13 protein-coding genes are annotated in these 18,550 nt (G+C 69.2%); 6 read left to right on the top strand and 7 right to left on the bottom strand.

What is annotated here, in order from left to right; all coding sequences use genetic code 11:
* The first annotated feature begins 238 nt into the window (after positions 1 to 238).
* Positions 239 to 964: a LuxR C-terminal-related transcriptional regulator gene (locus tag ACQP10_RS25005; RefSeq protein WP_433539820.1), complete on the top strand. Its 726-nt coding sequence runs from the start codon at positions 239 to 241 to the stop codon at positions 962 to 964.
* A 191-nt stretch (positions 965 to 1,155) separates the two neighbouring features.
* Positions 1,156 to 1,728: a hypothetical protein gene (locus ACQP10_RS25000; protein WP_433539819.1), complete on the top strand. Its 573-nt coding sequence runs from the start codon at positions 1,156 to 1,158 to the stop codon at positions 1,726 to 1,728.
* A 111-nt stretch (positions 1,729 to 1,839) separates the two neighbouring features.
* Here the strand turns inward: ACQP10_RS25000 and ACQP10_RS24995 are convergent, their stop codons facing one another.
* A complete protein-coding gene (locus ACQP10_RS24995) occupies positions 1,840 to 2,451 on the bottom strand; it encodes a GNAT family N-acetyltransferase (RefSeq protein ID WP_433539818.1) in 612 nt (203 codons plus the stop codon).
* Between the two features lie 145 nt (positions 2,452 to 2,596).
* On the opposite strand from ACQP10_RS24995, the gene ACQP10_RS24990 reads away from it, so the two are divergent.
* On the top strand, positions 2,597 to 2,980 hold the full coding sequence (locus ACQP10_RS24990) for a nuclear transport factor 2 family protein (protein ID WP_433539817.1): 384 nt from the start codon (positions 2,597 to 2,599) through the stop codon (positions 2,978 to 2,980).
* A 193-nt stretch (positions 2,981 to 3,173) separates the two neighbouring features.
* Here ACQP10_RS24990 and ACQP10_RS24985 read toward each other — a convergent pair whose 3' ends face one another.
* The 6 genes from ACQP10_RS24985 to ACQP10_RS24960 all read right to left on the bottom strand — a co-directional run bounded on the left by ACQP10_RS24985 (position 3,174) and on the right by ACQP10_RS24960 (position 12,746).
* Positions 3,174 to 5,300 carry a hypothetical protein gene (locus ACQP10_RS24985; protein ID WP_433539816.1) on the bottom strand — a complete coding sequence of 709 codons (2,127 nt, stop codon included), beginning with the start codon at positions 5,298 to 5,300 and terminating at the stop codon, positions 3,174 to 3,176.
* Between the two features lie 3 nt (positions 5,301 to 5,303).
* Positions 5,304 to 6,128, bottom strand: coding sequence for a hypothetical protein (locus tag ACQP10_RS24980; RefSeq protein ID WP_433539815.1), 825 nt, complete (start codon positions 6,126 to 6,128; stop codon positions 5,304 to 5,306).
* Positions 6,129 to 6,132: 4 nt separating this feature from the next.
* Positions 6,133 to 6,900 carry a hypothetical protein gene (locus ACQP10_RS24975; protein ID WP_433539814.1) on the bottom strand — a complete coding sequence of 256 codons (768 nt, stop codon included), beginning with the start codon at positions 6,898 to 6,900 and terminating at the stop codon, positions 6,133 to 6,135.
* A 264-nt stretch (positions 6,901 to 7,164) separates the two neighbouring features.
* A complete protein-coding gene (locus ACQP10_RS24970) occupies positions 7,165 to 10,632 on the bottom strand; it encodes an AAA family ATPase (RefSeq protein ID WP_433539813.1) in 3,468 nt (1,155 codons plus the stop codon).
* On the bottom strand, positions 10,629 to 11,864 hold the full coding sequence (locus tag ACQP10_RS24965) for a metallophosphoesterase family protein (protein WP_433539812.1): 1,236 nt from the start codon (positions 11,862 to 11,864) through the stop codon (positions 10,629 to 10,631). The genes ACQP10_RS24970 and ACQP10_RS24965 overlap by 4 nt, the downstream gene beginning before the upstream one ends.
* 270 nt (positions 11,865 to 12,134) lie before the next feature.
* A complete protein-coding gene (locus tag ACQP10_RS24960; RefSeq protein ID WP_433539811.1) occupies positions 12,135 to 12,746 on the bottom strand; it encodes a hypothetical protein in 612 nt (203 codons plus the stop codon).
* A gap of 195 nt (positions 12,747 to 12,941) precedes the next feature.
* On the opposite strand from ACQP10_RS24960, the gene ACQP10_RS24955 reads away from it, so the two are divergent.
* The 3 genes from ACQP10_RS24955 to ACQP10_RS24945 are packed head-to-tail and all read left to right on the top strand — an operon-like array spanning position 12,942 to position 18,424.
* Positions 12,942 to 15,077, top strand: coding sequence for an N-6 DNA methylase (locus ACQP10_RS24955; RefSeq protein ID WP_433539810.1), 2,136 nt, complete (start codon positions 12,942 to 12,944; stop codon positions 15,075 to 15,077).
* A 12-nt stretch (positions 15,078 to 15,089) separates the two neighbouring features.
* Complete coding sequence (locus ACQP10_RS24950; RefSeq protein WP_433539809.1) at positions 15,090 to 17,108, top strand: type I restriction-modification system subunit M; 2,019 nt, start codon at positions 15,090 to 15,092, stop codon at positions 17,106 to 17,108.
* Positions 17,105 to 18,424 carry a restriction endonuclease subunit S gene (locus ACQP10_RS24945; protein WP_433539808.1) on the top strand — a complete coding sequence of 440 codons (1,320 nt, stop codon included), beginning with the start codon at positions 17,105 to 17,107 and terminating at the stop codon, positions 18,422 to 18,424. Before ACQP10_RS24950 ends, ACQP10_RS24945 begins: the two co-directional genes overlap by 4 nt.
* The last annotated feature ends 126 nt before the right edge of the window (positions 18,425 to 18,550 follow it).

The raw sequence follows: 18,550 nt of genomic DNA, 5'->3' as shown, positions 1-18,550 counted from the left end.
ATCTCCGGAACCGGGCACGATCTCACCATCAACCCGGCGGTTACGCGACTCGGCGGGCGTTCCCTGTACCACTGACCCGGCGGTCGCGTGACTCGGCGGCCGTCCCCCGTACCACTGACTCGACGGTCGCGTGACTCGGCGGCCGTTCCCGCCTCCGTTCGACGACGCGCGCGAGCACCGGCCAGAATGTGCCGTCGGAACCGCGCCGGAGGCAGGAGGCGCGGCCGGAGGGGGACGTGTGGACGAGAACGTGTCGTTGGCCCAGCTCGCCCGGCGACTGGAGGACGTGGTGGGGGAGCTGCGCGGCCTCCCCGTCGAGGTCGAGCGGCTGGAGGACAGCGAACTCGTCCGGCAGCAGATCTTGCAGGCCGCCGGTTCGGCCCGCGAGCTGCGCGCCATGCACCCGGTGGGCTCGCCGGACACGGGCCGCCAGGAGCAGCGGAGCCGGAGGGACGTGCTCGACGCCCTGCAGGGCGGCCTGGCGATGCGCACGATCGTTCACTCCAGCGTGCTGGACGATCCCCGCAAGGCGGCCCGGCTCAAGGAGTTGCACGCCGCCGGTGACCTGCATCGGGTCATCGACGAGCCGATCCAGCAACTGCTCGTCTTCGACCGCTCGGTGGCGTTCGTCCGGATCACCCCCGTCGCCCACTCGCCGGGCGCCCTGCTGATCAGGCAGCAGAGCCTGATCAGCATCCTCATCGACCTGTTCGAGCAGACCTGGGCCAGGGCCAGGGAGGTCACCGCGCCGGTGTACCGGCTGTCCCCGCGCGAGCGCGAGGTGCTCGCCCTGATCGCCGAAGGACGTTCCAACGGCGCCATCGCCCGCGCCCTGTCGATCACCGAGGCGGCCGTCGGCAAGCACGTGGCCGGTGTGTTCGCCAAGCTGGAGCTGCCCACGGGCGAGGACGACAACCGGCGGGTGCTGGCGGTGCTCGCCTACCTGCGCGGCGCGGTGAGGTAGCGCTCGCCTGCCTGGCGTGGTGGAGACCGACCTGTCCGTGTGGCGCGGTGAGGCAGGGCGCGCCTACCTCGACGTTGCCAGGTCTCGTATGCCCGCACGATATGGGGAGGTAGTGACGGCCCCACCTCGTTGTCGCCCCAGCTCCCATGCGGGCGGACCCGGTGGGCCGCTTGACTGGATTCATGCAACGAATGACCGGATTGTTGATCGGCGCTGTCTTCGGCGCGGTTTTCGTCGTAGTCAACGCGGGGGACCCGCTGGACACCGTGACCGCGACCCTTCTGCGAGTGGTCGCCTGCGTGGCGGCCGTGAGCGTCATGGTCATGTGGTTCCGCACCGCCCGGAGAGAGCGGCCCGCCCCGCAGGAGGCACGGCGGAACATGTTCAGCCCCGCCTACCTGGCCGTCGTCGCCGCCGAGGCGGTCCTGCTCTTCGGCGGGCTCCGGGTGCTGGCCGCCCTGGGACACCCCGAACAGGCCAACGTGGCCTGGGTGGCGTTCGTGGTCGGGGTGCACTTCATCGCGCTCGCCCCCGTCTGGAAGGACCGGAGCATCGCCGTACCCGGCGTCGTCCTCACCCTGCTCGGCGTGGCCGGTCTCGTGCTGGCGGCGACGGCCGCGGTCGCCTGGGTCCCGTTCGTCAGCGGTGTGCTGTCCGGGGCGGTGCTCCTCGGCGGCTCGGTGACCTTCGGCCGGCGTGCCATGACGGCCGAAACGGCCGAAACGGCCCGGCGGACCGGCGACGCCCTGAGCCCTTCATCGTGATCCCGTGATCCCCGCCGGCGACGCCGTCGAGGAAGGAGGAGACTGCCGCCCGAACCACGCGGGGCGGGGTACGGCGCGTATCTCATCACGATGACGAAGCGGGTGCGCGCCTCATCGCGATGACGGGACGGGCGGGCGGCGCATGGCCCAGACATGCGGGCCGCCGCCGGGCACCCGGATCTCGCCCGTCACCTCGAACCCCAGCCGCCGGTAGAAGCGCACGTTGCTCTCGGCCGAGGTCTCAAGCGTGGCGGGCAGGCCGACGCGGTCGGCCTCGGCCAGACCGGGGCGCAGCACCGCCGTACCCGTTCCGCCGCCCTGCCGCTCCGGCAGCACGCCCACGGTGGCGAGCACGAACGACGGATCACCGGTCCGCAGCACCGCGCAGGCGGACTCCGCCGCGATCATCGCCGCGTGGCGGTCTCCGGACAGCTCCTCCTCCCGGGCGGCGAGCCCCTGCCAGACCTCGCCGGGCACCGACCGGTCGGGTCGCAGCCACACCGCCACGGCCGCCATCCGCCCGTCGTCGCCGTCCGCGGCCCACACCTCCCCGTACGGCAGGCCGACCTCCTCGACCGTCATCCGGAACAACCCGGTCAGCCGCTCCCGGTGCCGGTCGGCGGCGACCGTCCAGCTCGTCCAGGCGTACCCGTCGAAGGCCCGCGCCAGCACCCCGGCCGCCTCGTCCGCCTCCCCGGGCCCGACCCTGCGCGCCTCCCGCACGGCACACCACCTTTCCCGTCGCTCTCGACACCGCAGGCGAGCGTATCCCCACGCCCGCTCCGAGCGGAGCGCGCCTTCCGCCGATCGGAAGGCCCGCCTCTGCGCGCGGGGCCGTGTGTCGGTGATCGACTGTAAGGTCCGGCGAATGGACGAGAGCTCCGGGACCAGGCAGGCCGTGCACGCCTACGTCGAGCGCACCGAGCGACGCGACTGGGAGGGCCTCGGCGCGCTGCTCGCCGAGGACGTGGTCTACGAGATGCCGCAGACCCGGGAACGGATCCGGGGAAAGGATGCCTTCCTCCGGTTCAACATGGAGTACCCCGGTGACTGGCACCTGGAGCTGCGGCGCGTCGTCGCCGACGGCCGGCACGCCGCGGCGTGGATCGACGCACGAGTCGGAGCCGAGCACCAGGACGCCTGCGTGTGGTTCGAGACCTCCGAGCAGGGGCTGATCAGCCGGATCGTCGACTACTGGCCGGAACCGTACGACCCGCCGTCCGGCCGCGAGCACCTGGTGGAACGCTGGTAGACCGTGCGTGGTCCGGCGGCGCCATGTGGGCGTTTGGGTGCGGCCGGAGCCTATTTTTCGAGGAGCAGGGAAGGAGGCCGGAGACCACTGGCGTCATCGTGTTCCAGCTGAGGGATCCGCGTTGAGAGATCGCCCGGCGATCCACCGGAAAAGGCTGAGCGACTACTGTTCATCGCCTCGTCCTGTCGGATCGTCAGTGGCCGGTCAGGACCGCTCGGAGAAAGCGCCGGTAGGAAACCTGCCGGTAAATGAGGGCTTCTCGCGTGAGGACCTGCTCGGCTTGCACTGCCGCGCGGTACTCGGTACGAGCGTTGGCGAGTTGCTGGTTCACGGAGGCGATGGAATGAGAGGCGGCCTGCTTCTGTACGGCGAGGCTGTGTCGCTCCGCCAGTCGACGGTCCTCTTCGGCCTGATGGCGTCGCAGATCTGCGCGTTGCGTCTTTCTGTTCTTTTCGAGCGAGGATCGTTGCTGCTGCAGGAGTTGTTTCTCAGCCGCATGACGGAGTTCGATCTGCTGACGGATGCCCTGCGGAAGCGTAGTGGGGATGCCAGGCTGGTTCAGAGCGGCCTCATAGTGGTGTATGCGCCAGACCTCGAGGGCGAAGGCGCGAGCCTCACCGACACCGTGGATGTGAACAGAATTCCCGTTCGGCAGGACGAAATGAACCTCTGGAGACTGGTAGCCGGCGACTGACACGATGTCGACGAAATCCGCCGGCGTCCTGATTCCGTGGGCACGGAGCTTGGCGATGGTGCCATCCCCGATGCCGGGGACATCCCCTGCCCGTAGTGTGATGTGCCGAAGGCGCTCGTTGATCCGCTGCCGCTGGACCTGTTCCAGAGCCTGACGCATCTCTTGATCATGATTGGCGGCGAGAATCTGAAGCTGTGTGTCGAGAGGCCCCAGTTGCTGTGCTGTCGCACGATCGAAGTTGCCGAGATCCAGGCGGTGCCGTTTTTGGAGGTCCTGCCGCTCCCTGTCGTGGTCTGCGATGCGTTTGGCATCCGCCGTGTGGACCTTGTCACGTTCCTTTTCGAGTCTCGCGGAGAGTTTGAGGGCTGCCTTGGTCTTCTGCACGGCCTGCTCATGCCTTGACGCGAAGGTGCGCCGGGCCTTGCTTTCGGGAAGGCCGCGGTAAACCAGGTAGCCCGCGAGGAGTCCGACCACCAGGCCGAGCACTGTGATCAGGCCCGCCACCACCTCAAGGGGGCCTAGGAACCAGGAGACGGCACCGGGCATGACCCAGAGCGCCAGGAAGATCAGCCGAGTTCCACGAAGAGCGTTCCGATGCTGGTCGATGGTGACGGCCGGTGGGGGAGCAGGCGGGGAGATATGCCCGCTCATCCAGGTGGGCAGACCACCGGCGACCGGAGTGGACGTGACGCTGGCGGGGGGAGCGGCAACCGTGGCACCGGTCTGCCGCAGCGGTGCAAGCGCGGGAAGCTGGAGCGGTGGCCGGGCGGCCATATCGCTGACGCGCACGGCGAGACGGTGAACGTCAACCGCTCCGTGTCCGACCAGGGACGACATGCGGGCCGAGCCTTGCACATCGGTCAAGTCCTCCTCCGCCAGCAGGAGGTACTCCCCGTCCCGATCGTGCAAGCTCCGCCAAAGCGAGGGATCCATGGCGATCGCCACCAGAGACAGGTAGATCAGCCAGACGGAGAAGCGATCCAGTGCCGGGCCGAACTCGGTTCCCATCCGATGCGGGGATTGGTAGTGGCGGTGTCCCTTCTCCGTGGCCGGCAGTCCGCTGAGTGAGGGGACGTACATGCCGTCGTAGTCAACGAGCTTCAAGGCGCCGCTGTCGGTGACGAGCAGGTTGCCATGTTGAAGGTCTCCGTGCGCGACACCCGCCTTCTCCATGTCGGCGACGAGTTCTGCGAACCGGTCGGCCAGGCCGAGCATGGCGGTCTGGTCACCGAAATGGTTCTCGATCCAGTGGATGAGGCCGACAGCTTCGACCCATTCCATCTTGAGAACGGGGTACCACCGCCCGGCCACCATGATCCCCCGGGACTGGTAGTCGAACCCCACCTTCCAGGTGTACGGCAGCGTCCTCAGGTGGTTGCTGACCGCGAGGTAGCGCTTCTCTTGATCTGGTACCTCCCGGGTGAAGCATTTGATCGCATATCGATCACCTGACATCGTGGTCAGGGAGAAGACGCTGGCGAAGTTGCCGGAGATGGGTCTGGGGCGTCCGAGCGTGTCGAGCTGTGGGGTCGCCGTCTTCAGTTCGGGGTCGTTGAAGCACAACCGAGGATTCTGGAGTGCCTCGACGTACTCGCCCCCGCTGGGAAAGCGTTTGACGACGGCCATCCCTCACCACACGTCCATGTGGAGAAGAGTGACGTCGTCGTTGCGCATGCGCCCGCTTGCCCGCTCCTCCCGGACCAAGGTGGCGAAATCCTGACCGTCCCGGGTGCCGAGGTCTCTCAGCAATTCCCAGGGGCGGCAGCCGCGTTCCGCCTCGGTGAGGAACCAGGCGGCCACCGCGTCGGTGCACATGTACACGTCATCCCCTTGCCGCAGGGTTCCCTTGTGAAGACGTACCCGGCCGGCGATGAGGTCGGCGTCCATGGTCCGGCTGTTGACCAGGTCGGGCGTGAGATTGAAATCCCCGGAGTGGGTCATCGGGAACGCGGTGACGAGCTTGCCGTCACGGACATGGAAAAGAGCGGAGTCCCCCATCGCCGCCGCGTACCAGACGATCTCTTCCGCCGGCTCCGGAACGGCCTCTTCACAAGGTGGTACGGAGAAGTCCACGGTGAGGAGGGTCGCATAGGCGCCTCGGTCGAGCTTCGGCTGTTCGTACCATTGAATCGGTCTGCCCTCGGCTTCACGCTTGGCGACATAGTCGCCAAGTGTCGCCTCCCACGACCTCACGGCGTTCACCACCTGACCGGCGAACTCGTCGGCGGAACGCGCGGTCCCGGAGGGGGCCTGTACGAACCATCTCGTCAGCGACCGCGCCCAGCGCCCCGCGAGCGCGCTTTCGGATGCGCCGTCGGACACGGCCATCCTGACCACGGACACATGCACGCCGTCAGAGCCGGCCTCGTCGGGGAACGTCTCGAAAGCGTCCTCGTACTCGTCCTCTGTACCACCCTCCTTGTGCAGGGAGAAGGACGCGATGCTGGCCTTCATCGGATTATCGGAGATCAGTGGCACGGGTGCCGATGTCGAGGAACTGGATGACGGAGGTGATGTCGGCGTTGTAGACGAAACCGCGAGTCCCCTCGCTGACGTTGAAGCCTTCCTGCGCAGCGTACGAGCGCATGTGGGAGGGCAGAAGGCTGGACATGCCGAACAGCGTGCGCGCGTAGTCGTCCGGAAGGCCGGCGTCGCTGTCAGGGAATGTCACAGGGGAGCCACCGGCGTCGGACACGTGCAGGTTGAAAAGCAGCACTGGTCCGTCGGCGCTGGCCAGGGAGCGTACGGCTGTTGCCGGGATCGTCGGATCGCCGTCGTTGGCCTCGCCGTCGGTGAGGTTGAGCATGATCGGAGGGAAACAGGTGGGGTGCTCGGAGAGCCACTTGTCCGCCAGCCCGTGAGTGTATTCGAGGGCCTGCCGCATGGGGGTGCCACCGTTGCTCACCGGGTCCATCCAGATGGGGAAGCGAACGGTGCTCTCGACCAGTCCCCCCGCTCCGTCGGGTACCTTTTTGGAGCGTTCCTCGATGCGGGCGGGGTTCTCCGCGATCTGACTGAGCGGCACGAGGTCGCGCCCGGCGAGAGCGCCGCCGAACGCGGAGCCCACACTCCGGTGCCCGTATCCCACGACGGCGACGTGGAAGTAGTCCCGGACGCCTTCCTCCTTGGCGCACTTCACCGAGAGCTCGGTCAGCAGCCGGTTGATGGCGTCGGAGACCACCGATGCCTTGCTCTTCGACTCCTCCCCTCCGATGGCGTCGCTCATCGAGGCCGATTGGTCAACGAGGAAAATAAGACATGTGGGATTTGAGCGACTAATTTCAGCCGTATATGGCACGTAACGCCCTTCCGTAGGAGCGGAGTTTTCGCGGATATTGCGAGGATGCTCGGAAAGAACTGTGATCCTAAGCACCGAGCCGATCCGTGTCCATAGGAGCCCATTGCGCAGCCGGCCGATGCGCGATCAAAGCGATCCCTTTTCGAGGGGTATGGTCCGTCCCCGTGCCCGCGGGCACGGGGACGGACCCGGTTACACGACCGGCGTGAACCGCCGCAGCGGGTGGAGGTGCAGCCGCCCCTCCGGAAGCTCCGCCCGCGCCAGTTCCGCCAGGTGGTCGTGATGGGTGAAGACGATCATCTGGAAGCGGTCGGCCATCTCCTCCAGTACGCGCAGGGTCGCGCGGGTGCGCTGGTCGTCGAAGGTCATGAAGATGTCGTCCACGACGAAGGGGAGGGTGTGCCCCTCCTCGGCGTACCGCTCCAGCGACGCCAGCCGCAGCGCCAGGTAGAGCTGGTCCCGGGTGCCCTCGCTGAGCTGCTCGACCTTGAGAGGCTGGTTGCCGCGCCGGGCCAGCACGACGGGGGAGTCCCTGTCCTCGTCCAGCTCCAGCCCGGTGTAGCCGTCCAGGGTCAGCCGCCGGAAAAGCGCACTCGCCCTGGTCAGGATCGGGTCCTGTTGCTCCTGCCGGTATTTCTCCATGCACGAGGTGACGATCTCCTTGGCCACCCGTAGCCGGAGATACTCCTCGCTCTCCTCGATCAGGGCCGCCGCGGCCGTCTCGGCGTTCGCCGCTGCCTGGGCCGCCTCGGCCGACCCGTCGAGCTGCGCGAGCCGGATCCTCCGCTCGCCGAGAAACGTCGACTGCTCGGTCCGCCGCCTCTCCAGATCCTCGATCCGGTCCGTGAGATCTTCCAGGTTCGCGTGGAGACGGTCGGGGTCGGTGGCCGACGCCTCCTTCTCCAGGGCGTGGATACCGTCCTCCGTGACGGGGAGCGTCGCGGTCACCTCGGAGAGAGTGGCGGCCAGCTCGGTGTGCCGTCGGCGGCGCCGTACGGCCTCGCCCAGCGCTTCGGTGCCGTCCACCCCCGCTCTCCCGACGAGGGCCGCGAGTTCCGTGTCCAGGTCCGCGGTGATGCGCAGATGGTGATCGACGTCGGCCGCCAGCGCGGCGTGCTCGGCCTGGAGGTGGGCGCGCCGGTCGGCGGCCGAACGGTTCTCCTGCGCCTCGCGATGCAGGTCCGCCACGAACCCGTACCGCTCGGTCTCGTCGTCGGGGAGCCGCCTGCCGCACTCGCGGGCGACTTTCTCCAGGGAGGCACGGAACCGCTCGACCACGGCGGTGTCCTGCTCCGCCTCCCTGTCGCTTCTGACGGCCGAGTCGACCTCGGCGGATACCTGTTCGAGCAGTTCCAGGTGGGCGATGGCCTCCGCGGTCTCCAGCCCGGCGGCCAGCCCGGCGCGGGCCAGCAACTTGTCCCAGCCGGCCCGCCAGGCGTCCAGCTCGTGTTCACCCTGGGTGACCTGCGCCTCGGCTTCCGTCAGCTCGTCGCGGACGGTGGAGACCCGGTCGGCCAGGGCGGCGCGTTCCCGCGCCTCCTCCTCCTGCCGGCTCAGGCTGGTCTCGGCGACCTCTCGCAGCTCAGGAAGCTCCGCGAGGGCGTTGTCGGCGCCGAGCGAGGAGGCCTCTCCCGTGACCCGCAGCACCTCGCGAAGCCGCGCGATGTGCTGGGACGCCTGCTCCCGGCGGGAGGCGAGCCCGGCGCGCACGGCCGCGAGCCTGCCGGCGTCCTCCCGGAGCCGTTCGGCGGCCCGGAGCACGGCGGGGGCCGCCTTGGGGGTGGCGGGCCGGGGACCGGCGAAGTCCTCCCACAGGCGGGCCCATTCGTCCGCCAGCCTCTCGGCGCGGTGATCGAGCTCCGCCTCTTCCCGGACGAACTCGGTGAGCCCGCGCTCTCCCTCGCCGATCTGGAGTTCGAGCCGGTAGCGCTTGGCTACCCGGTCCGCCTCCTGGCGCAGCCGGTCGGCGAGGTGGTCGGCCCGGGCGACGGCCGGCGCGAACTCGTCCACCCGCTCCCGGCGCCCGTCGCGGATCTCCCGCCAGAGGGCGTCGCGGTCCGACCGGGCGGCGGCGAGGTCGTCCCCGGTGGGCGGCGGGTCGACGTTCAGCAGGCCCGCCAGCTCCAGGCGATCGCCGTCGAGCCGCTTGGCCAGCTCCTTCGTACGCTTGGCCAGGTCACGCCGATCCTGCTTGAGCTCGTCGAGCGCCTCGGCGTGCGCGCCGATCTCCGCCTCGGAGGGCACGGTGACGCTTCCCGCCTTCTCCACGGGGAGCGTCGCCAGCTTCAGGTCGTGCAGGCCCTGCTCGGCGGCGCCGCGGAGCCGCCGCTCATCCTCGTCGTCGGCCACCATGCGGCTGAGCAGGTCATTGGGGATGGCGGCGAGTACGGCGCGCAGCGGACCGGTCTCCTCGGCGGCCGGAAGACCGCTGAGCTCCTTCTCCGCCTCCTCCAGCTTCCGCCGCAGCCTGTCCGCCGCGCGCCGGTCCCGCGCCAGCGCGGTCTCCAGTTCCGTGTGCCGGTCGTGCAGCTCCCGGACCCGCTTCCGCGCCGACCGGGGCACGTCGTACCGGGCGGCGTCTTCAAGGCGGGCGTCGGGGTGCGCCTGGCGCAGCAGTGCCTCCGCCTTGTGCCGCGCCTCGGCGGCGGCTCCGGCCGACTTCGCCAGCCGCCGGGCCGCGTTCCGGGCTTCCCGGTGGTCCTGGAAGAGGGATTCGATCGTGCCGGCGACGGACAGCAGGTCCTCGTCGACGGCCAGCCGGCTCATCTCGTCCACCGTCGCGGTGAGGCGTCGCCGGGTGTCGTCCAGGGTGTTCCGCGCGTTCCCCAGCTGCTCCAACAGCCCGGGAAGCCGGTCGGCGGCCTCCTGCGACGCGAGAACACCCTCCGCCAGCACCTCCTCGACCTGGGAGAGCAGGAAGCGGCGCCGGTCCAGGGCGGGGAGCGCCTGGCTCAGCCGTTCCAGGCGAGACTCCTCCTTCCTCGCCTCCTTCAGTTCACCGGCCAGCCGGGTGAGAGACTCCTCGGCCTCGGCGACCTCACGCTCCCGCCGGGCGTACTCCTCCGGCCGGAGAAGCGCCGCGCGCTGCCGCTCCCGGGCGCGGCGCAGCTCGGTGATCCGCGTGTTGATCACCGGACGCTGGCCCCGCTGCTTGTACAGCTCCGCCATGCGCTCGTCGATGGCCTTCAGGGTCTCGGAGAGCCGGAGTCCGGAGCGCGAGGCGGTCAGCGCCTGCCGGAAGTCCCCGCTGCCGTGCGCCAGCTCCTTACCTCCCCGGCGGAGTTCCGCGCTGGTCAGGGCGAACACCGAGCCGAAGGTGGTCCGGTCGACGCCACCGAGGACGGCGTCCAGCTCCGCCTGGCTCACCGTCGAACCGTCCGGACCGAGCAATGGCTTACGAGTTTTGGACCTGATGAACTCCAGGGTGCCGCCGTCACTCCTCCTGATCAGCGCGCCGAGCCGCAGCGCCCCCTTCGGGTGCACGAAGTCGTACGGCGAGTGCATGGCGATGCCGTACAGGAGCTGGTCGAGGGCGTGCAGGGCGGTCGACTTGCCGGCCTCGTTCGGCCCGGTCACCAGGTGGACGCCGGGAGCCGACAGGTCGAGGGACATCCCGGTGAAGGGGCCGAACGCCACCAGGTCCAGCCGGTCGATCCTCATCGGTGGCTCCGCCCTTCCGTGACCATGGACTCCAGCAGTTCGAAGGCGTCGTCGGCGATCCGCAGCAGCCACTGCGGATCGCCGAGGCGGATGCCGTCCCGGTCGAGGACCTCCGCCGGCAGCGCCGGGTACAGCGGGCTCGTCTCGACCAGCTTCCGCAGCGCGTCGCCGTCGGCGCGCAGCGCGTCGGCGGTGCGCCGCAGGTCGGGGAGGAGTCCGGCGGCCCCTTCGTCAGGGGCGTCCGGCGGCCGGGTCTCGATCCGCACCTTCTCCAGCCACAGCTCACCCTGGTCGGTGGCGGCCAGCCGTATCTCGTTGAGGAACCGGGGGTGCTCCCGCCACAGGGACAGGTGCGCGGGGCTGGGGCCGGTGACACTGACCCGGACCGCGTGCAGCCGGTCACCGGGGATCTCCCTGAGCCCGCGGACCACCAGGTCGACGGCCGAATCGACGTCGGCGGCCCCGGAGACGTCGATCCTCAGGTGTTCCCAGCGGGCGACGTCCAGGTCGTGGTGCACGGCGGAGACGACCTTCAGGTCGTCGACGGTGACCAGCGTGCAGCCCTTGGGACCGGTCTCCCGGGCGTGCCTGCCCTGGATGTTGCCGGGGAAGACGATCCACGGGTCCTCCGAGACCACCTCGCGGTGGTGCACGTGACCCAGCGCCCAGTAGTCGTAGCCCTTGGCCGCGAGATCGTTCACCGAGCAGGGCGCGTAGCGGTCGTGCCCCTCCCGCCCGGTCAGCGCGGTGTGCAGCAGCCCCACGTTGAACAGGTCGGCTCGCGGGGCGGGATAGGCCAGGGAGAGGTTGTCGGTGATGTCGGACCGGGCGAAGCCCTGACCGTGCACGGCCAGGCCGCGCGCCTCGTCGAGGATGGTCTGCGGCCCGCTGGTGTCGAGCAGGTGGACGTTGGACGGCAGTCGCAGCTGCTTGGTCATCCGGTTCTGCGCGTCGTGGTTGCCGTAGACCATGTAGACCGGGATGCCCTCGCGGCCGAGGCGGGACATCTGCCCGGCGAAGAACAGGCCGGTCTGGTAGTCGGGCCAGGTGCCGTCGTAGACGTCGCCGGCCAGCAGCACGGCGTCCACCGACTCGGACACGGCCAGGTCGACCAGGTTCTCCAGGGCGAGCCTGGAGGCGGTCCGCAGTTTTTCCGCCGGAGCGCCCTCGTAGGCCGACAACCCGCGCAGCGGGCTGTCGATGTGCAGATCAGCGGCATGGAGAAGTTTCACTCTGGTCCTTCTCTGGGGAAGTCGCACGCCCTGGAGGGTGGGGCGCTCGTCACGGGAGAGACATGCGCAGACCACCGATGATGACGTGCAGGAAGGAGGAAAGTGGTGCGAATGGTGAAATCGTTGGTTCGTTCCACCGGTACGTGAGCAGGGACGGAACGGGAGCGCGCCCGTGGCCGGACTCGCCGGATGACGACGGCGCGGCATGGTCGTCCACCGGCCGGATTCGCTATCGGCGGCCGGGCTTGCTTTGACCGCCGGGGCCGCGGGTCAGTTGCGGGTGAGGACCCACGAGCCGTCGGCGTGGACGGTGACCAGGCGGGTGCCCGACGGCAGCAGGGCCTTGCCCTTGTAGGAGTCGATCTGGTTGAACAGCAGGTCGCCGTAGGAGCCCGGGCGGGTGTAGCTCTGGACGATGAAGTTGCCATCGCCGGTGAAGGACGAGCGGACGGTCCGCAGGCCGCGGGTGGGGGAGAGCTTGAGCACCTGGTCGCCGGTGCCGCGGACGGTCCCCGCGCACCAGCAGCGGGCCTTGCTCAGCGGCTTGAACACCGCGCTCCACGCGCCGTCGGCCTTGATCTCCAGCGCCGCCGTTCCCTTGCCGGCGCGGGCGTTGTACAGGACCGTGCCGCTGTAGGGGCCGATCTCGTTGACCAGCAACTCCTCCTTCTTCCCGGCCGGGGTGACGGTGAAGACGATGAAGTTGGCCTCGCCGTCGTGCCGGAGCTGCAGCAGGCCAGGGGTCTTGGTGAGGCGGACGCGGATGACCTCGTCGCCCTCGCCCCGGTAGGTGGTGTCGGCGTGGGCGGTGCCGGCGCTCACGGCGCCGGTGGTGAGGGTGGCGGCGGCCAGGACGAGCGCGGCCAGAACACGCTTGAACATGGGGCTCCTCAAGGGGGATGGGCACACCGGGATACAGCCGTTCACAGAGCCTTACCCGAAGGTATGGTGTGACCGACGCCACCTAGTAGAGCACGTGTTGACACAATCAACAAACAACTTCCGCGACATTGCCCGGAGAAGACGCCCAGCGCTAGTGTCTGGTTCACGTCCGAAGAGACCCCGGGAGGCAGCCACATGCGGCGAGACGTCCAGGTGACCGCTGCCGACATCGCGCGGCTGGCCGGGGTGGGCCGGGCGGCGGTGAGCAACTGGCGCCGCCGCCACGCCGACTTCCCGCAACCCGTCGGCGGTACGGCCACCAGCCCGGCCTTCTCCCTGGCGGAGATCCGCGCCTGGCTCCTCTCACCCGGCTCGCCCGGCTCCTCCGGCCATGACCGGGAGCTACCGTCCGACGAGTGGCTCTGGCAGGACCTGCGGGCCGTCGCCGATGACGACGACCTCGCCGACCTGATCGCCGACCTCGGCGCGTTCCTCGTCTACACGCACCGCCGCGCCCGCGACTGGGCGAAACTCGCGGCCGGCGACGACGCCGCGCTCGCCACCGGCCTCCCCGCAAGGGTCCGCGAGGTCATGCCGGCCTTCTCCGCCGCCCTGCCCCAGGACCGGGTGCCGCTGATCCGCGCAGTCGCCCGACTCGGCGCGGAGCGCGGCGCACCCGGCGCCTTCGAGTTCCTGTGCGAACGCTACTTTGAGACCCACTCCCGGCGGCTCCACCCCACCCCGCGCGAGATCACCGAGCTGAGCCTGGAACTGGCCGGTCTCGGCGCAGAGGTGCCGACCGGTTCCCGGGTCCCCGGTGACGCCGGGCCGGAGCCGGCCGGTTCGCGGGTCCGCGGCGTCCCCGGCCTGGAGTCGCCGGGCCGGCGGGTCCGCAGTGTCCTCGATCCGGTCTGCGGCGCCGGCGACCACCTCCTCGCGGCGCTGGACCGCTCATCCGCCGTCCGCGTCATGGGCCAGGAGGCCGACCCGGCCGTCGCCAGGCTCACCGCCGTTCGGCTCGCCCTGCGCGGCAATGACACCGACGTCCGTACCGGTGACTCCCTGCGCGCCGACGCCTTCCCCGGCGAGACCGCCGACGCGGTGGTGTGCAACCCGCCGTTCAACGACCGCGCCTGGGGATATGAGGAGCTGGCCTCCGACCCGCGCTGGGAGTACGGCCTGCCGCCCCGGATGGAGTCCGAGCTCGCCTGGGTCCAGCACGCCCTGGCCCACCTGCGCCCGGACGGCGTCGCCGTACTGCTGATGCCGCCGGCCGTCGGCAACCGCCGGTCCGGCCGCCGCATCCGCGGCCAGCTGCTGCGCCGCGGCGCGCTGCGCGCCGTCATCGGGCTGCCCGCCGGAGCCGTCCCCAACGTCGCGGTCGCCCTGAGCCTGTGGGTGCTGCGCAGGCCCGCCGAACCCCGCACCCCCGGCCACGTCCTGATGGCCGACACCTCAGGCCGACCTGAGGACTACGCCGAGGCCGCCGTCGCGGCCTGGCGGCGGTTCGACGCCGGGGAGGAGTTGGATGAGCCCGGGGTGAGCCGTACGGTGCCGGTCATCGACCTGCTGGACGACGAGATCGACCTGACCCCCGCCCGTCACCTGTCCACCGCCGCCGCGAACCTGCCGCCCGAACGGGTCACCGGCACCCGCGACCGTCTCGCCGACCTGCTGCGCACCGTCGCCGAACTGGCCCCCGTCACCCGCACCGAACCACACGACCTGCCGCTCGTGCCGCTGGCGGAACTCCTGCGGCGCGGCATGCTCACCCTCCACCAGCAGTCGCCCGTCCGCCCCGGAGAGGAGACCGAGGTCGCCGACGGCTCCGCCGTCCTCACCGCCGAGGACGTGGTGCTCGACCGGCCGCCCTCCGGCCGCACCCCTGGGCACGCGGTGCGGCGGGAGATCCTGACCCGGCCGGGCGACGTCGCGGTGCCCCAGATCGTCCGCGTCCCCGTCGCCCGGGTCCTCACCCGGGGCGGCGCCGTACTCGGCACCCACCTGCACCTCCTGCGGCCCGACCCCGAGGCGCTGGACGCCGGCTTCCTGGCCGGCTTCCTGAGCGGCCCGGCCAACCTCCGCCACTACGGCCCGGCGTCCAGCACCGGCATCCGCGTGGACGTCCGCCGCGCCGAGGTGCCGCTGCTGCCCATCGAGGAACAGCGCGCGTACGGCGAGGCGTTCCGGCGGCTGGCGTCCTTCGCCGCGGCGCTGCGGGAGGCGGCCGAAGTGGGAGAGAATCTGATCCGGCTGACCGCCGACGGCCTCACCCACGGCGGCCTCCGCCCGCCCGCCGGCGACGACCCGTCCGCCCCCCGCACGACGTGAAGAAGGAGAGCCGTGAGCGGTAACCACCAGAGGTACGCGGACTTCATCTGGTCGGTCGCCGACCTGCTGCGCGGCGACTACCGCCAGTCGGAGTACGGCAAGGTCATCCTGCCCTTCACCCTGCTGCGCCGCATCGACTGCGTACTCGCGCCCACCAAGCAGGCGGTCCTGGCCAGAGCCGGGGAGCTGAAGGACCGGGGCCTGCCGGAGCAGGCCGTGGACCGGATGCTGCGCGACGTGGCCGGGGCGAGCTTCTACAACCGCAGCCCCCTCGACTTCGGCAGGTTCACCGGTGACGCCGAGAACGTCGCGCGGAACCTCCGCGCCTACATCGGCGGGTTCTCCGGCGGCGCCGCCGAGGTGCTGGACAGATACCGCTTCGACGAGCAGATCACCCGTCTCGACGAGGCCGGGCTGCTCTACCTCGTGACCGCGAAGTTCGCCGAGATCGACCTGCACCCGGACGTCGTCGACAACCATCAGATGGGCTACATCTTCGAGGAGCTCATCCGGAGGTTCTCCGAGATCTCCAACGAGACCGCGGGAGAGCACTTCACCCCCCGCGAGGTCATCAAGCTGATGGTCAACCTCCTCATGGCCCCCGACGACGCGGACATCATGACGCCGGGCATCGTCCGCACGATCTACGACCCGGCCTGCGGCACCGGCGGCATCCTGTCGGCGGCCGAGGAGCACATCACCCGCTACAACACCCACGCCACGGTGAAGGTCCACGGCCAGGAGCTCAACCCCGAGTCGTGGGCCATCTGCCGCTCCGACATGATGCTCAAGGGCCAGGACCCCTCACAGATCATCCTCGGCAACTCCTTCACCCACCGCGGCCACGCCGACAAGAGGTTCGACTACCTCATGGCCAACCCGCCGTTCGGCGTGGAGTGGAAGAAGGTTCAGAGACAGGTCGAGGACGAGGCCCGAGACCTCGGCTGGGCCGGCCGGTTCGGCGCGGGGACGCCCCGGATCAACGACGGATCCTTCCTCTTCCTCCAGCACATGATCTCCCACATGAAGCCGGTCGATCAGGGCGGCTCCCGCATCGCGATCGTCTTCAACGGCTCCCCGCTGTTCACCGGCGCGGCCGGCTCGGGGGAGTCGGAGATTCGCCGCTGGATCCTGGAGAACGACTGGCTGGAGGCCATCGTCGCCCTGCCCGACCAGCTCTTCTACAACACCGGCATCTCCACCTACTTCTGGATCCTGTCCAACCGCAAGGCTCCCGCCCTGAAGGACAAGGTGATCCTGCTGGACGCCCGGGAGTGCTGGACGAAGATGCGCAAGTCCCTCGGCGACAAGCGCAAGATGATCCCCGACGAGCGGATCGACGAGCTGACCGCGATCTACAAGGACGCCCTCACCGTCGCGGCCGACGCCGACCACGAGCACCACGCCAAGGTGAAGATCTTCCCGCGCCACGCCTTCGGCTACCAGCGCGTCACCGTCGAACGCCCGCTCCGCCAGCGCTTCGAGGTCACCGACGCGACCGCCGACGCGGTCGCCGAGGCCAAGGCCGTCGCCAGGTTCGACCACCGCGACGCCCTGCTCGCCGCCCTGCGCTCCCTGTCCGGTACGGCGTGCGGCACCAAACTGGAGTTCGCCGGCAAACTGGACGCCGCCCTCGCCGAGCACGGCCTGAGCAAGCTCCCCGCCCCGGTGGAGAAGGCGGTGTGGGCCGAGGTCGCGGTCAGCGACCCCGAGGGCCAGCTCCAGACCGACCGGAAGAACAACCCGCTGCCCGACCCGGATCTGCGGGACAACGAGAACGTGCCGCTGACGTCGATGAACTCCACCCCGGCGGAACGGGAGGCGGAGATCGAGGAGTACCTGCGCCGCGAGGTGCTGCCGCACGTGCCGGACGCGTGGGTGGACCATACGAAGACGAAGCTGGGGTTCGAGATCCCGTTCACCCGGCATTTCTACGTGTACACGCCGCCGCGGCCGCTGGAGGAGATCGACGCGGAACTTCGGGCGCTGGAGGCCGAGATTCAGAAGCTCTTGGGTGAGGTGACCCGATGAGCGGTGCTGACCTGGCCCCGTGGCTCGCCCGGTCGAAGTGGCCTACTGTCCCGATCAGATACGTCGCCAAGCTGGGCACGGGCCACACTCCAAGTCGCCAGCACCCGGAGTACTGGGAAGACTGCACCATCCCCTGGATCACTCTGGCCGACGTCTGGCAGCTCCGGGACGGAACGCGCGACACTGTCGTGGAGACCAAGGAGAAGATCAGCCGTCTCGGCCTCGCCAACTCGGCGGCGGTTCTCCATCCGGCGGGGACGGTCATCCTCTCCCGCACGGCGTCGGTCGGCTTCCCAGCGATCATGGGCCAGGACATGGCGACCAGCCAAGATTTCGCCACCTGGACCTGCGGCCCGAAGATCGAGCCTCGCTACCTGCTGCACGCTCTGAGAGCGATGGCGCCCGACCTTCGCAGGGTTGCGGCGGGGTCAACGCATAAGACGATCTATATGCCGGACATCGAGCAGCTGAGGGTTCCTTTGCCCTCGACTGAGGAGCAGTGCCGCATTGCAGATTTCCTTGATAGTCGAGTCGACCAAGCGTTGCGCCTTCAAGCAATGCGTGCAAAACAGCGACTCATTTTAGATGAGCGCGCCGCTTCTCTGATCACCGAAATTCTTGTTCCGGGGGTAGCAGGTGACACGTGGCCCTGGAACTGGTTGCCGGAGATGCAAGACCGACCCCTAGTGCGTCTTGGGTACCTGTGTCGGCTTCAATCAGGCATCACCATGGACAGTTCACGTGCCGTGGACGGCGACGTCGTGACACGTCCATACCTCCGGGTGGCCAACGTTCAGGCTGGACATGTCGATCTGGGCTCACTCGCTGAAGTAACGGTTCCCCGTAAAGTCGCTGAACGAAGCATGCTACGCGCTGGTGATGTACTGATGACCGAGGGCGGTGACCTCGACAAACTCGGCCGAGGAACGGTATGGCGCGGTGAGATCGAGGATTGCCTGCACCAGAACCATGTGTTCGCTCTACGTCCTGATCCGGAAAAGCTGGACGCCGAGTATCTAGCGCTCATGACTCAGACGCTGCACGGGCGCTGCTACTTCGAGAGCACGGGGGTCAAGACCACCAATCTCGCTTCCACCAACAGCAGCAAGATTCTCGGGTTCCCTGTTCCTCTGCCGGCCATAGAGCAGCAGCGGTACCTTGTCAGGCAAGTCGAGATGCAGATGTCGGCGATCGGCCGTGCTCGGCGGGTGCTGGATGAGCAGTCTCGTCTTCTGCGGGAGCGACAGCAAGCGTTGATCACGGCGGCGGTCACGGGACAGATCGATGTCACCACGGCACAAGGGGTCATGGATTAGGCGCGTTCTTCGGCATCTAAGAGGCGTCCGTGTGGTCCTTAGGGTCGGGCCGCTTGATGGGCTGGGACTGAAACCCTCCAGGACCAGCGAATTTCCTGTGTTCCTCGCCTCTTGCTGATCTGAAAA

The organism is Streptosporangium sandarakinum, from assembly GCF_050942225.1.
Taxonomy (GTDB): Bacteria; Actinomycetota; Actinomycetes; order Streptosporangiales; family Streptosporangiaceae; genus Streptosporangium; species Streptosporangium nondiastaticum.
Note: the sequence above shows the minus strand (reverse complement) of the source record. Positions and strands in the feature narration are given on the sequence as shown.